Annotated in this window: 16 protein-coding genes; 7 read left to right on the plus strand and 9 right to left on the minus strand. The window is 42.1% G+C overall.

Annotated elements, in window-relative coordinates; genetic code table 11:
- Positions 1-56 precede the first annotated feature (56 nt).
- Positions 57-203 carry a lmo0937 family membrane protein gene (locus tag A4245_RS20150; protein ID WP_157087719.1) on the minus strand — a complete coding sequence of 49 codons (147 nt, stop codon included), beginning with the start codon at positions 201-203 and terminating at the stop codon, positions 57-59.
- A 146-nt stretch (positions 204-349) separates the two neighbouring features.
- Between A4245_RS20150 and fabZ the strand changes: the two genes are divergently transcribed.
- Together fabZ and A4245_RS12965 are read left to right on the plus strand one after the other, a co-directional pair.
- On the plus strand, positions 350-772 hold the full coding sequence (gene fabZ / locus A4245_RS12960) for a 3-hydroxyacyl-ACP dehydratase FabZ (protein ID WP_067728579.1): 423 nt from the start codon (positions 350-352) through the stop codon (positions 770-772).
- A gap of 131 nt (positions 773-903) precedes the next feature.
- Positions 904-1,110 (plus strand): hypothetical protein, encoded by a 207-nt coding sequence (locus tag A4245_RS12965; protein WP_067728581.1) that lies wholly within the window; start codon positions 904-906, stop codon positions 1,108-1,110.
- A gap of 131 nt (positions 1,111-1,241) precedes the next feature.
- Here A4245_RS12965 and A4245_RS12970 read toward each other — a convergent pair whose 3' ends face one another.
- The gene (locus tag A4245_RS12970; RefSeq protein WP_267886915.1) at positions 1,242-1,409 is read right to left on the minus strand and encodes a YjfB family protein; all 168 of its coding nucleotides are present in this window, start codon (positions 1,407-1,409) and stop codon (positions 1,242-1,244) included.
- Positions 1,410-1,609: 200 nt separating this feature from the next.
- Positions 1,610-1,741: a hypothetical protein gene (locus A4245_RS20800; protein WP_267886916.1), complete on the minus strand. Its 132-nt coding sequence runs from the start codon at positions 1,739-1,741 to the stop codon at positions 1,610-1,612.
- A gap of 418 nt (positions 1,742-2,159) precedes the next feature.
- Here A4245_RS20800 and A4245_RS12975 point away from each other — a divergent pair, with 418 nt between their 5' ends.
- The 4 genes from A4245_RS12975 (at position 2,160) to A4245_RS12990 (ending at position 7,406) form a co-directional block, all read left to right on the plus strand.
- Complete coding sequence (locus A4245_RS12975) at positions 2,160-3,038, plus strand: TetR/AcrR family transcriptional regulator (RefSeq protein ID WP_067728585.1); 879 nt, start codon at positions 2,160-2,162, stop codon at positions 3,036-3,038.
- Positions 3,039-3,054: 16 nt separating this feature from the next.
- Positions 3,055-3,909: an efflux RND transporter periplasmic adaptor subunit gene (locus tag A4245_RS12980; protein ID WP_067728587.1), complete on the plus strand. Its 855-nt coding sequence runs from the start codon at positions 3,055-3,057 to the stop codon at positions 3,907-3,909.
- 3 nt (positions 3,910-3,912) lie between these two features.
- Positions 3,913-6,975 (plus strand): efflux RND transporter permease subunit, encoded by a 3,063-nt coding sequence (locus A4245_RS12985; RefSeq protein WP_067728589.1) that lies wholly within the window; start codon positions 3,913-3,915, stop codon positions 6,973-6,975.
- A 128-nt stretch (positions 6,976-7,103) separates the two neighbouring features.
- Positions 7,104-7,406 (plus strand): hypothetical protein, encoded by a 303-nt coding sequence (locus tag A4245_RS12990; protein ID WP_067728591.1) that lies wholly within the window; start codon positions 7,104-7,106, stop codon positions 7,404-7,406.
- 105 nt (positions 7,407-7,511) lie between these two features.
- On the opposite strand, the gene A4245_RS12995 is transcribed toward A4245_RS12990, so the two are convergent.
- From A4245_RS12995 to A4245_RS13025, 6 genes are all read right to left on the minus strand, one after another.
- Complete coding sequence (locus A4245_RS12995) at positions 7,512-7,721, minus strand: hypothetical protein (protein WP_157087720.1); 210 nt, start codon at positions 7,719-7,721, stop codon at positions 7,512-7,514.
- A gap of 77 nt (positions 7,722-7,798) precedes the next feature.
- Positions 7,799-8,419 (minus strand): cyclase family protein, encoded by a 621-nt coding sequence (locus A4245_RS13000; protein ID WP_067728595.1) that lies wholly within the window; start codon positions 8,417-8,419, stop codon positions 7,799-7,801.
- Between the two features lie 35 nt (positions 8,420-8,454).
- Entirely contained in the window at positions 8,455-9,930 is a 1,476-nt protein-coding gene (zwf, locus tag A4245_RS13005; RefSeq protein WP_067728597.1) for a glucose-6-phosphate dehydrogenase, read from the minus strand.
- A 566-nt stretch (positions 9,931-10,496) separates the two neighbouring features.
- Entirely contained in the window at positions 10,497-10,934 is a 438-nt protein-coding gene (locus tag A4245_RS13015) for a threonine/serine exporter family protein (protein WP_199860685.1), read from the minus strand.
- A gap of 24 nt (positions 10,935-10,958) precedes the next feature.
- On the minus strand, positions 10,959-11,705 hold the full coding sequence (locus tag A4245_RS13020) for a threonine/serine exporter family protein (RefSeq protein WP_407668388.1): 747 nt from the start codon (positions 11,703-11,705) through the stop codon (positions 10,959-10,961).
- Positions 11,706-11,802: 97 nt separating this feature from the next.
- Positions 11,803-12,204, minus strand: a complete 402-nt coding sequence (locus tag A4245_RS13025) for a hypothetical protein (protein ID WP_067728603.1) — start codon at positions 12,202-12,204, stop codon at positions 11,803-11,805.
- Between the two features lie 181 nt (positions 12,205-12,385).
- Here A4245_RS13025 and A4245_RS13030 point away from each other — a divergent pair, with 181 nt between their 5' ends.
- Entirely contained in the window at positions 12,386-13,492 is a 1,107-nt protein-coding gene (locus A4245_RS13030; RefSeq protein WP_067728605.1) for a glycosyltransferase family 4 protein, read from the plus strand.
- Positions 13,493-13,825: the final 333 nt, after the last annotated feature.

Genomic DNA, 13,825 nt, shown 5'->3' on the forward strand with positions numbered 1-13,825 from the left:
TTTCATCTCATAGGAAAATGAAGATGAAATGCTTTTTCATGTTTAATTATGTTAAACTATGGTGCCTTTCTGCCGGTAACAAGGTTGATAATCAAAACAATCAATGCAATGACCAGCAATAAGTGAATCAACCCACCGCCAATTTCAAATCCAAATCCAAGTGCCCATAAAACTAAAAGTATGATCAGGATTGTCCAAAGCATTGTAGTCCCTCCTTCTGTATTGCAGATTTCTTGAATACTACATAGTTGATTATTGCTTATGACTAACTAATACCTCATTTTACTTTTTTTGAAACATTTCTTTCTATATAATGAGAGCAAGTACGAATAATAAAGGAGAACAAATTATGTTGGATATTGAACAAATTAAAGAAATCATACCACATCGCTATCCGTTTTTATTAGTGGACAAGGTGACAGAAATGGAAGAAGGAAAGCGTGTAGCCGGAATTAAAAATGTAACGATCAATGAGCCATTTTTCCAAGGTCACTTTCCGGATTATCCAGTAATGCCAGGAGTATTAATTATTGAAGCTCTAGCACAGGTGGGTGCGATTGCAGTTTTGAGTATCGAAGGAAACAAAGGGAAGATTGGCTTCCTGGCAGGCGTTGATAAATGCCGTTTCAAACGTCAGGTTAAACCTGGTGACCAATTAAAACTCGAAGTGGAAATCCTTCGCATGAAAGGCCCAGTCGGCAAAGGAAAAGGTATTGCAACAGTCGATGGCGAACTGGCATGTGAAGCAGAAATTACGTTTGCGATCAAATAGGTAAGGGTAAGTGGACGGAAACGGTACGGTGCGGCAATAAATTTTTCTTTTCATTGGAAAAAAGCGTATTTCTTCCTTAAAGATGGTTAAGCTAATTGCGATAGCGAACATTACTAAGGAGGAATCTTATCATGAAACGCAAATTGCTTATAAAATTAGGTGCACCAATGTTGGCAATTTCCCTTGTCGCAGCTTGTGGAACCGGGAATGAACAGGATCCGGCCGAAAATGAAGCGCCATTAAACCAGGAAGAAGATGGCGGTATGATGGAAGATGACGGTCAGAACGGCGATATGAATCAACAACAGCCGGAAGATAATTTAAACGAAGAAGAATAAGCTTTCGGGAATACATTGAGCAGGAGTTTAATGCAACTGCTTTTGTATTCTGATTAGTACGTCACGTAATAATTCTACCTAAAAAAGCAGAACAGCCCTGATTTCAAGGTGTTCTGCTTTTGCTCAAACAATCATAATTTAACATCTATCTGATTACCCAATGTTGGGTGTGCGGGAACGGTTTCCTGCATCATTTCCATTAATTGTAAACCTTGTTGTTCGGCAACATCCATCACATTATCCATCACAGCAAGACTTGCACTTGAGCGAACCTGGCTGTTGGACATAACCACTGACAATCCAGCAATATCGATGATATAGCACCCCCTGAATATCTTCTAGTTACAGAAAGTATATCACTCTATATTGGGAAAAGCTATGCGATTAGCAAACTTTAGTTGCACTTATTCAGGTTGGTAAGTGTGTTGTGTACTTTCCAATCTGCTAAAAAAATACAAGCATCGATTTTCATCGAATACTTATACTTTGTAAAAAAACGCTATTCATCATCATCCTCTTTTTCCTCTTCATTTCCCTGTGCTTTTTCCATTTTATTGGACTGCAGCTGTGCCCCTTTTTCAGTATCTTGATCATCTTGTTGAATTTTTCTTTCTTTATTTTTTTCAGTCATCATATAGCCTCCTTGAAAGTTTAAATCTTCTCCTATATGTTTTATGTACCCGCATAGAATTAAATAAAAACAAATCTTCACCTGACTCACACTGATAAAAGAGAACCACGGGGACAGGAACCCTGGACCACTTTTAAAACTTTACGGGCTTGCGTAATTAGTCCCCATTTTTAAATGGTCCGAGGTTCCTGTCCCCGTGGACCTTTTGGCTTGTTATGGCCATTACTCTCATATATAATAAAGCAGTATAATTCCGTATTTTAATGACTGACCGGTAAGTCATTCTGTGGAAAAGAGATCTTTACCAAGAGTAAAACTCAATCAGATAGGTCTTCTGCCAGTTACATGCGGAATAATTTAAATAAATGAAACGAATGGATTGTTTTAAACGTATCTACAGAAGAGATGGGGGATTTTTTTGCACGAAAAGAAAAGAAAACTGATTGAATCAGGGTTGAAGTTATTCTCGGCAAAAGGGTATCATCAGACGTCAATTCAGGAAATAGCGTCTGCGGCAGGTGTTTCGAAAGGTTCATTTTACATATACTTTGATTCGAAAGAACAATTTATTGCAACAGCGATCCAGCATTTTTATATGCAAATGAATGACAGGATGAAGCAAATAAGAGAAGCGACCGTTGACCCACGGGAAAGCTTTGAAAGACAGATTAATGCAATGATCGAATATATTTTCACATATAAAGACTTTATCATGATGCACTTTCGGGAAAACATTTCACTGGGTGAACAAGCCGATAAATTGATGGAGCATGTGAAAATATCCAGCTTTCAAAGCCTGCGGGAAAACGTCCTCCATATTTATGGTGAAAAAATAAACGATATCGCCGTTGATGTCGTCATTCAAATTGATGGTCTGATTAACGCTTATTCCAAATGGATTGTTATCGATGAAATACAAATGGAAAGGGAAAAGGTTGGCCCATTTCTCGTTCGAAGGCTGGATGACATTGTTAATGGAATGCTCATGCAGAAGGAATCCCCATTAACCTTTATCCCGGATAAATTCAAATACATACTCGATAACGGGGAATCACCAGACGAATCCTTAAAAATCATTTCGACAATGAAGGAAAAAGTTTTGGCAATGGATAGCCCAGGAACAGAAAACGCGAAACGGCTAATGGATACGGTTAATCTGCTGGAAGAGGAACTTTCCAAAGAGATACAGCAGCCGATTATTATCCAAGGATTGCTTGCCCATTTTAGAGACATACCGGAATTAAAGTTGGAATGTGAACAATTGGCAAAAACATTAAAAATAAATTTATTAAACTAAGTGAGGAGCACGACGCATGAAGAAGATGCTATTAGGAGCAGTCATTTTAATGATTGGATTGCTTGCAGCTTGTAATGACGATGAGGAAACGCCAGAAGAAGTGCAGGAAAGGGTTGTTCCTGTGGAAACGGCTGAGGCGGAATCAGGTGATCTTATCATTGAAAAAATATTAATCGGCCGAACAGCACCCGGAAGTACGACACCGGTTATAATTCAGTCGCCAGGGGAAGTGGATTCATTAGAAGCTGAAAATGGTGCACAGGTCGAAGAAGATGATTTGATTGCAATAATCCGAACAACGAATGGCAATCAAAATGTACATGCACCAAAAAGCGGACAAGTTTTGCAAATACAGGCTGAAGAAGGTGACATGGCAACAAATGAAGAACCATTCGCTATCATTGCAGATATGGACGAAATAAAACTGCAATTATCGGTCACTGCGGATGTAAGGTCTCTCCTCCATGTTGACGATACATATACTGCTGTAATCGATGATGAGGAGTACGAAGCTGCCATAACAGATGTGGGCGCATTGCCGGATGATACTGGATTATATCCGGTTGAAGCGACGGTTGAAAACCCAGAGAAAGCCATTATTGCTGGGATGATCGCAGAACTGAGCATACCGGAAACAACGGTAGAAGATACGATTCTTGTTCCGACAGCTGCGATTGTCCGGGAAGATGATCGATCATATGTTTATATCGTAAAAAATGATACCGCCGAAAAAGTGGAAGTTTCAATTTTGGAAACACAATCCGATAAAACTGCAATAGAAGCCGACGTCCAGACTGGAGACCAAGTGGTGATCACCGGTCAGCTGACACTTTCAGATGGTGCACACGTGGATGATACGAAAGGGGAATAAGTTTTGAAGCTTGTAAATACGTCCGTTAAACGTCCTGTAGGGGTCATTATGATTGTCCTTGCCGTCTTGGCTTTAGGATTTGTTTCCGTAAAAAATCTGGCGGTTGACTTGTTCCCGAAAATCGACTTACCAATTGCAGTAGTGGCAACAAATTATCAGGATGCCGCTCCTGAAGATGTGGAAAACCTGATCAGCAGGCCGATTGAGTCCTCCGTCAGTTCCGTGGAAGGAATCGACACAGTCCAGTCCCAATCACAGGCAGGATCATCACTAGTGATGATGATGTTTAAAAACGGAACAGATCTTGATCAGGCACTGCTGGATGTCCGTGAAAAAGTGGATCAGGTAAAAGGCTATCTGCCTGATCAAGCCGGCGAACCCAATATTTTACGCTTCAGTCCTGATGCAATGCCGGTTGTATTTCTTGGCCTGACTGGCAGCGATACAGCCAAATTGACTGAGATTGCCGATGAGCAAGTCGTTCCTTACCTGGAGCGTCAGGGCGGTGTAGCTTCCGTAACTGTTGAAGGCGGGCAAGTGCGGGAAATCCAAATCGAACTGGATCAGGCAAAAATGCAGCAATATGGTGTAACTGCCCAAGGAATGATGCAAGTGTTGAGTAGCACAAATAGCTCAGCCTCTGTCGGAACAGTTGAAAAAGGCAACCAGGATCTTCAGCTGAGGGTAACTGGTGAATTTGAATCTTTGCAAGATATTGAGGAGACGATTATTCAGACAGAAACAGGCGCAACAATCCTTGTGGAAGACGTTGCAGAAGTAAAAGATGCATTTAAGGAGGAGAGCACAACAACACTGGTCAATGGGGAACCATCCCTTGTCTTGTCGATAATGAAACAGACCGATGCTAACACGGTGGAAGTAGCATCCAATATCCAGGATGGCATCGCCGAAATAAATGCCAATCTTCCTGAAGATGTCAACCTGGAAACCGTAATCGATACATCTGAATACATCCAGATGTCCATTGATTCTGTGGTAAGTAATATTTTAATCGGTGGAGCAATCGCGATATTTATTTTGCTTCTATTCTTGAAAAGCATTCGGGCAACGATTGTTATTGGCCTATCTATCCCGATCGCGCTGATATCGACATTCATTCTTATGTATTTTACCGGTCAGACGCTAAATGTACTGACACTTGGTGGATTGGCTCTCGGAATAGGAATGGTGGTGGATAGTTCCATCGTAATTCTTGAAAATATCTATTCCTACCGTAAGAAAGGCTACAGTCTGTTTGATTCGGCGACTAAAGGTGCCTCCGAGCTCGCTCCAGCTGTAATCGCATCAACCACAACGACATTGGTTGTATTTTTGCCGATTATCTTTGTAGAAGGTCTGGCATCAGATCTCTTTACTCCATTAGCATTAGCTGTATCATTCTCGCTGATTGCCTCCCTTGTCGTGGCAGTCACACTGGTGCCAATGCTTTCATCCAAATTGCTTTCCAAAGCGATGGAAAACAATGGGCGCAGATACTGGTTTGACCGTTTTCTCGATTGGCTTCGTAATAAATATGGTGGCGGATTAAAGCGGGTCATCAAATTCCGTAAGACAACTGTTTTGGTTACAGTGCTTGCCATTGTCGGAAGCTTGGCATTGATCCCAATGATCGGTGCAGAACTGATTCCAAGCTCTGACCAGGGACAGGCGCAAATAACTATAGAAACAGAACCAGGAAGCAGTCTGGAATATATTGAAGGAATCGTGGAGCAAACCAATGAAATTATTAATGAATACACTGATGTCATTGAGGTCAGCTATGTAACCATCGGAGGAGTTGGTCTTGGTGCTGCCAATAATGAGGCAAACTATACCGTGCAATTAATACCTGTAACGGAGCGGAGCCAAACAACGCAACAAATCATCAAGGAAATGGATGAAAAATTCCAGCACATTTCAGGGGCGGAAATTACGGCCAGTGTGCTTGATGGTGGAATGGAAATGGGTGATCCGATTTCCATCCAGATAAACGGTCCTGAACATGAAGTGCTGCATGAAATTTCCAATCAGATAACAGCTGAAATATCAACCATCGATGGTGTATTCAACCCAATATCTGCAGCTTCAGAGGGTATTCCGCAGATGACGATTACAATCGATGAAGGAAGGGCAGCAGCCTATGGAATGACCCAGGAACAGATTACAGGAAAAATCCAAATGCAGTTTACTGGCCAAGTTGCAACCCAATTCCGTGAAGAAGGTCAGGAAGTGGATGTTACGCTGCTTTATCCAGAAGATCAGCGAAGCACCATCAATGATTTGCAGGATATGAAAATCCAATCGCCAACAGGTGCACTGCTGCCACTTGATGAAGTAGCTGACTTTGTCGAAATACAAGGACCAGTGGCATTACAAAGAGAAAACCAGCAACCGCAAATAAACGTGACAAGCGATGTTGTGGATCGAGATCTGGCAAGTGTTGTAGCAGATATTGAAACGAAGCTGGAAGCTATGAATCTTCCGGAAGGGTACAGCTACGCTATGGGCGGTCAGGCACAGGATATGGCCGAATCATTTGCAGACCTGGCTATCGCTTTGATTTTCTCCATTTTCCTTGTATATGCAGTTATGGCCGTACAGTTTGAGAACTTCCTGCATCCATTTATCATTATGTTCGCATTACCGACAACAATCATTGGGGTAATTGGAGGATTATTCATTACAGGAATGCCTTTGAGCGTTCCAGGGTTTATCGGAATCATCATGCTCGCCGGAATTGTCGTAAATAACTCGATTGTACTCGTAGACTATATTAATATTCTGAGAGGAAGGGGAATGGCAAGGTTCGATGCCATCATGGAGGCAGGCCGCAACCGACTGCGTCCGATCATGATGACCACATTGACCACCGTTCTCGCGATGGTGCCACTCGGACTTGGGCTTGGCGAAGGTGCTGAAATCCAGCAGCCACTTGCCGTTACAATTATCTTTGGCCTCACTGTCTCCAGTGTATTCACATTGTTCTTTGTACCAGTTATTTACACATTTTTTGATGACCTAAGCGCAAAATTTACAGGCAGAAAAAAGAAGAAAAAAGAAGCATAAAAAGTAAGGCTCTCCTGGTTAAGGGGAGCCTTTTTTCATATCAATGTGTCATTTCATAGGAAACTGGGAATATTAAAAACAGAAATCATCTAAGTTAATATGAAAATTTATAGTAGGAGGCGTCACATTTGTCGATATCACGAATTCTAAAATGGATAACAGGAATATTTGAAGCACTGCTGGGCTTTCCCATCCTCGGAGGCATGTATGTCCTTGCGAATGCATGGACACCACTGCTTGTCATGCTCGTACTTCATATTGTTACATTGATTTTCACAAAAAAAGTCAACGGCTCCATTGTAGGGAGTGTATTTGGCATCATCACATCCCTTATCGCATGGATTCCGATTGTAGGGATGATCATGCATATAATAACCGCCATTATCCTGCTACTGTCCGCAGCTAGACCGGAGAGGAAACAGTTTGTTTGATGGAGATGGGGGGAGCGGTTAGCTTGCGGTCGCCCTTAATTGAGTTTAAGTGGAGGGGGCACTTGGGCTAGGGGGCTCTCCCAGGCTGATGAGCGCGTCTCCCGTTTAAGTGATGTTCTGTCCCGAGTAGGCGAGTGATTCTCCCGATGCATCAGTTCTCAGTCCCGAGTAGGCGAGCGCCTTTCCCGATTCACCGATGCTCAGTCCCGAGTTGATGAGCGTCTCTCCCGTCTCAGTGAAGTCCCCTCCCGAGCAGACGAGCGCCTCTCCCGATTCATCGACGTTCGCTCCCGAACAGGCAAGCGTCCCTCCCATCCAAGCAGTACCCTCTCCCACCAACCTAAATAAAAACACCAGCACAGGATTTGAATGTGCTGGTGTTTCCCAATTTATCAAACAGATAGTCCATCAAAGAGCAATACTCTTGCTGGAGCTGCGTCTGTTCCTTGAATTTTCAGTGGAGCGGCGACCATGAAGTATTCGCCTTCTGGTACGTCTGCAAGGCGCAGGCCTTCCATTACAATGACATTTGCCTTAAACAGTGTACGGTGTGTTGGGTGGCCTTCCTGGGCACGTTCGATTCCAAGGCCGTCCACGCCGACTCCTTTGATACCTTTTTCGGCAAGATATGCTGCGGCATCTTTAGCCACAAAAATAAATTCAAAGTTGAATTCATCCTCCAAGGAATTTTTTGTTTTAAACAGAACAAAATCATCTTTGCCAATATCAAAGCTAGCAATGTCCTCTTTCTTAATGCGATCTTCCACATGTGTCAGGTCAAACAGCTTAACTTTACCTACGAGATCCTCAATTTTTATTGTCTCCATTGTATCTCCATCGTTGATCATATGGAGAGGGGAGTCGACATGTGTTCCAGTGTGAAGATCCAATTCCACCCGTGTCTCCGTAACATGTCCGTTTGTTACGGTATTTAATTTCGGCTGCTTTTCTTCCTTATTTTTATAAACCGACATTCCTTCAAAAATAGCTGTTGTCACATCATATAACTTCATTTTATCACTCCTTAAAATATTATTTCCTTATCTTCTTAAAAAGACCACCAGTGGAATCTATCTTTTGCAAGCAGTTCGTCGGCCGCATCAGGGCCCATGGATCCTGATTCGTAATTAGGAAAGTTGGCAACATTCTTGGACCATACATCCAAAAGCGTGTCAACGAACTTCCATGAAAGTGCAACTTCATCCCAATGGGTAAAGTTGGTCGCATCTCCAACCATGCAGTCATATAATAGTTTTTCATATGCTTCAGGGGTATTGATGCCTGAAACCGCATTATGGTTGTATGCGAGCTGGATTGGTTCCGCAAGTGCTCCAGTGCCTGATTTTTTCGCATTCAGGCAAAGGGTTATCCCCTCATTAGGCTGGATGTTGATAATCAATAGGTTCGGATGTTTGTCCTTATCTTGTTGATAATACAGGTTCATCGGAAGGTTTTTAAATTCAATAACAATTTTGGTCGACTTCTCAGCTAAACGTTTACCGGTCCGAATATAAATCGGAACGCCCGCCCAGCGGTAATTATCGATCAATATTTTTCCGGCTACAAATGTTTCCGTGTTGGAATCCTTCAATTCATCTGCTTCATCACGGTATGCTGGAACCGATTTCCCTTTCATATCACCGCTGTCGTATTGACCGCGAACAAAGAAATCATCAACCTTTTCCGGCTTCATATTACGGATTGCCCGCAACACTTTAATTTTTTCAGAGCGAATCTCCTCTGTAGTCAAACTGATCGGAGGCTCCATCGCAAGCAGCGCGACCATCTGCAGCATATGATTCTGTACCATATCTCTTGTGGCACCAGAATGATCGTAATAGCGTGCCCGCTCCTCCACCCCGAGTGTCTCACTGGAAGTAATTTGAATATTGGAGATGAAACGGTTATTCCACAAATGCTCGAAAATTCCATTGGCAAAACGGATAACCTCAATATTCTGGATCATTTCTTTTCCTAAATAATGATCAATACGATAGATCTGTTCCTCATCAAATGCAGCACGCAGCTCTTTATTCAATTTCTTAGCTGATTCCAGATCGACACCAAAAGGTTTTTCGATCACCAGACGTGACCAGCCGCCAGAGTCCTTCAGCCCATATTGCTTCAGTTTATTGGCAATCGTACCGAAAAATTCTGGTGCCATTGCCAGGTAAAATACGCGATTGCCCTCTGTGTTGTATGTACCTTCCAAATCATTAATTAACATATTTAATCCGCTGTAAGAAGACTCATCGGTAACATCAAATGACTGGTAATAGAAATGGGAGGTGAATTCCTCTAAATCCTCTTCCGGAGAGAGAGCTTCATCAATTGACTTTGCCACATTTTCACGTAAAATTTCGTTTGTCCAAGGACGCCTTGCCAAACCGACAACGGCAAAGTCTTTGCTCAGTTTACCGCTCTTGTACAGGCGATAGATAGACGGAAATAATTTACGCTTAGCCAAATCTCCCGTTGCTCCGAATATTGTTATGACTACTTTAGGTTGTAGCTGATTATTCATGATGGTTTTCCTCACTTTTTCTGAAAATATAGTTCTATTCTATATGAAAAATTTAATTAATCAAATTATACTGATTGGAAGGGTTTCCAGTGATTTCCCCAGGTAGCGTGTAAACATGCAGCGTAATCGGGAACGCTTGCAATTTTTTTGTTAAAGGTGGAAATATCGTGTGATGTGATAGTTAAGGTTGCAAAATTGAGCGGTACCAGCATTCCAATCCGTCCTTTTAATTATTGTAAAGCAGATAAAACTTATGAACAGGACAGAAACCCGCAAGACGGTAGAGACACGCACCGAAACGGGAGAGAAACCCGAACGAACGGGCCAGAAACTTACCAAATGGGAGAGAATCCCGCAAAGACGGGACAGACACGCACCGAAGCGGGAGAGACCCCGGCACAAACGGGCCAGAAACCCGCAAGACAGGACAAGCCCAGCCCCAAAATCGAGCAGCACCCCCTCCAATTCACCCGTTTCAGCCCACCAAGTCGCACGGGAAACTCACAAAAGTAATACTCCCCAGCATGACACACCCCTCCCAAAGAAACCGCACAACCCCCAAACAACTACCTTCCAACTGCCCCAATTTTCCTCATAACCTGATTAACAACCTCCGAAAACATCAAGCCGATTGCGATGCCCCCGGCAAGCAGCATCACCTGGGTAGACAGCTGGATGGCAGTATTATAGTCATTCTCAACGAAATGTCGCATCGCATTGTAGGCCACTCCTCCGGGTACGAGTGGAATGATGCCGGAAACATTAAAAATGATAATTGGCATTTTATAGTATTTGGAACAGCTATGACTGAGCACAGCGACAAGCATCGCTGCGATAGTTGTGGCAGGAACGACATCCATGCCACGTTCAACAAGCAGGTAATATAATATCCAGCCGAGCATTCCGACAAAGCCGCACTGTATCAAGGCATTACGCGGGGCGTTAAACAATACCCCAAACGCGGAAGATGCGATGAAACTTGTTATAAGTTGTGTAATGATCATAATTATTCCTCCCGAACCGAACCCCTATACAAATGAGTAAATGACAGCTACTCCAGCTCCGATGGCAAAGGCGGTTAACACGGCTTCGACACCTTTCGAAAGACCTGAGACCAGGTGACCGGACATCAGATCACGGACCGCATTCGTAATATGAAGTCCCGGTACGAGCGGCATCACACCACCAATTATTACCATATTTATCAAATTTCCGAATCCCATACGAAAAAAAAGATAAGCAGAGGCACCGACAAGAAATGCACCGAAAAATTCGGCAAGAAACCGGATTTCCACTACGCGTTCAAATGAAAGCAGTCCGGTAAAGCCTATTGCACCTGCAAAGAAAGCAGGAAGGAAATCGCCCCAGGTTCCGCCATACATTATCGTGAAGCCTCCACTGGCAAGTCCAGCGGCCAAAATTTGCACCCATGCCGGATAGGCTGTGTTTTCGCGATCAATCTCTTTGAGCTGTCTGAACGCTTCGGTGATGGTAATTTCTCCGCCAGCTATTTTTCGGGAGACAATATTTACTTTATCTATTTTATGTAAATCGGTCGATCGCCTGATAATTCGAAGCGAGTTTGTTGTGGCAGCAACATCGACGGAAAAATTTATCCCGGTAGGTGTAGCATAGCTTTGCGGGTTTTCAATACCAAAAGAAGAGGCGATCCGGTTCATTGTATCCTCCACCCGATTCGTCTCCGCTCCGCTCACAAGCATAATCTTCCCGGCCAACATACATATTTTTTCAATTGCAACCGTTTCTTCCAAGATGACACCAGCTCTCAAAATCGATTATCTATTATTATAAGCCGTGCATGACTCGAATGAAAGGAAAAATGCTCCCTTTACGAGGAGCATTAGTAAAAGCTTAAGCAGCTTGGCCGAACATAAGGACCAAAGCAATAATCGGAATGGCATTTACAAGGCCCAACACAATGAATGAAAAAGTGGTTATGCTTTGTTTCTGGCTATCCTCCACGTCAACCTTCCTTTGGAGAAAAATAAAAAACGCCGCAATAACCATCAGCATAATCACGATACTTGCCGGAACATAAAGATCTTCAACTGGTACTGGTTCTGCATTGATGAGCGCAAAAAAAATCATTATAATTGGAATGCTTTCACTGATTGCAGCGCCGATAAAAAAGTTAGTCTGTGCTTTTGCAACCTGATCAGGGTTTTCTTTAATCCGATCCATGTTAATCTTAAAAAAGATAATGATACCAATAACTGCGATAGCCGCTGCAGCAGCAAGAACATAGGCAAACATAAGCTCACTCCTTTCCTTTTATCAGAATAATCTTGAATCTGGTTTAATGTTACCATAGGAATTAAGAGGTGTCATGAGCTTTAGTAAATCCGATATAAATATATGCAAATGAAAATGATTTGCTATATTACAACATACTTCGATATAATCAAATGGAACAACTACTTTATAGGAGAATATTATGTCTAATTTTATAGATTTATCGATTGCTTTTCTTGTAGCATTGATTGCATCATTGCTCTTAACATATCCGGTAAAAACATTTGCGATAAAAATTGGTGCAGTAGATAAACCCAATCATCGTAAAATTCATACTAAAATCACACCAAGAATAGGTGGAATTGCTATTTTCCTTGGAGCACTACTTGGTGGATTATATTTAAATCCAAGCCACCCGCAGTTAATACCTATACTAATAGGAGCGATTATAATTGTAGTAACTGGTTTACTGGATGATTTATATAATCTTAAACCGATTGTAAAATTAACCGGTCAACTAGCTGCAGCTACAATATTAGTAGGTTCAGGTATAATTATTGAAAAAATTACATTACCTCTATTGGGAGCCATTGAACTTGGATTTTTCAGTGTATTTATAACTGTTATATGGGTTGTTGGCATAACAAATGCAATTAATCTAATTGACGGCCTGGATGGGCTTGCTACAGGGGTTTCCACTATCGCTTTAATAAGCATTTTTATCATCGCAATGATTGATGCCGAATCACTCGTAGCGTATTTATCAATTGTTTTAATAGGTGCAAATCTTGGATTTTTATATCATAACTTTTATCCAGCTAAAATTTATATGGGTGATGCAGGTTCTAACTTTTTGGGTTTTATGGTAGCGGTAATTTCTATTCTTGGATTATTTAAAAACCATACACTGTTTAGCTTTATCATTCCTATCATCGTCCTGGCTGTACCGATCTTTGATACGCTCTCCGCAATGGTAAGACGTGCTTATAATAATGAAGGTATTATGACTGCTGATAAAAAACACTTGCATTATCAACTGATAGAACATGGATATAGCCATCGGAAAACAGTTTTAGTTATTTACTTGTTCAGTGCACTTTTCGGAGGACTTGCTGTAGTATTCTCGATTATAGATACCAATATATCAACATCACTTCTAATCACTGTTATTGTATTATTTATACTCCATGTTTTCGCTGAGCTTGCCGGACTTGTAAAGGGCGGCAAACGTCCAGTCGTCGGAACACTAAGGAAACTGAAAAAGAAATTGAAAAAGAAAATGAGTCGTTCTGAAAAAAAGAGATCTTAATGCCCATGCCCTGCCTGATTTCAACGTGGAAACTATTGCACGGTTACGTGAAATGCAACGATTTGTCGGATAGTTGATGGCAATTGCTGAATGCACGATGACAATTGTCGGATTCCGGCGGAGAATTGTCCGATAGCCCGGTGTTTTCATCGGATTCTCCATATTATTTCCTGGATTCGGATCGCCAACGCCCCGTCATCTCGCCCCGGCAAAAGGCAAAAGTTTCTATACGCCCAAAGACTCAATAAGACTTCCTTCAAATAGGAAGTCTTATTTTTTTCGACAAATTTCGGGGAGTGACAGGCACCTCTTTTGACCTATGTCTTATTACAC

It is taken from the genome of Oceanobacillus damuensis (genome assembly GCF_001618145.1).
GTDB lineage: Bacteria > Bacillota > Bacilli > Bacillales > Amphibacillaceae > Oceanobacillus > Oceanobacillus damuensis.

Bases quoted from the DNA above. Each gene is read 5' to 3' on its own strand.
- A4245_RS20150 (WP_157087719.1), bottom strand. From the start codon at position 203: ATGCTTTGGACAATCCTGATCATACTTTTAGTTTTATGGGCACTTGGA.
- fabZ (WP_067728579.1), top strand. From the start codon at position 350: ATGTTGGATATTGAACAAATTAAAGAAATCATACCACATCGCTATCCG.
- A4245_RS12965 (WP_067728581.1), top strand. From the start codon at position 904: ATGAAACGCAAATTGCTTATAAAATTAGGTGCACCAATGTTGGCAATT.
- A4245_RS20800 (WP_267886916.1), bottom strand. From the start codon at position 1,741: ATGACTGAAAAAAATAAAGAAAGAAAAATTCAACAAGATGATCAAGAT.
- A4245_RS12980 (WP_067728587.1), top strand. From the start codon at position 3,055: ATGAAGAAGATGCTATTAGGAGCAGTCATTTTAATGATTGGATTGCTT.
- A4245_RS12995 (WP_157087720.1), bottom strand. From the start codon at position 7,721: ATGGGAGGGACGCTTGCCTGTTCGGGAGCGAACGTCGATGAATCGGGA.
- A4245_RS13000 (WP_067728595.1), bottom strand. From the start codon at position 8,419: ATGAAGTTATATGATGTGACAACAGCTATTTTTGAAGGAATGTCGGTT.
- zwf (WP_067728597.1), bottom strand. From the start codon at position 9,930: ATGAATAATCAGCTACAACCTAAAGTAGTCATAACAATATTCGGAGCA.
- A4245_RS13015 (WP_199860685.1), bottom strand. From the start codon at position 10,934: ATGATCATTACACAACTTATAACAAGTTTCATCGCATCTTCCGCGTTT.
- A4245_RS13025 (WP_067728603.1), bottom strand. From the start codon at position 12,204: ATGTTTGCCTATGTTCTTGCTGCTGCAGCGGCTATCGCAGTTATTGGT.
- A4245_RS13030 (WP_067728605.1), top strand. From the start codon at position 12,386: ATGTCTAATTTTATAGATTTATCGATTGCTTTTCTTGTAGCATTGATT.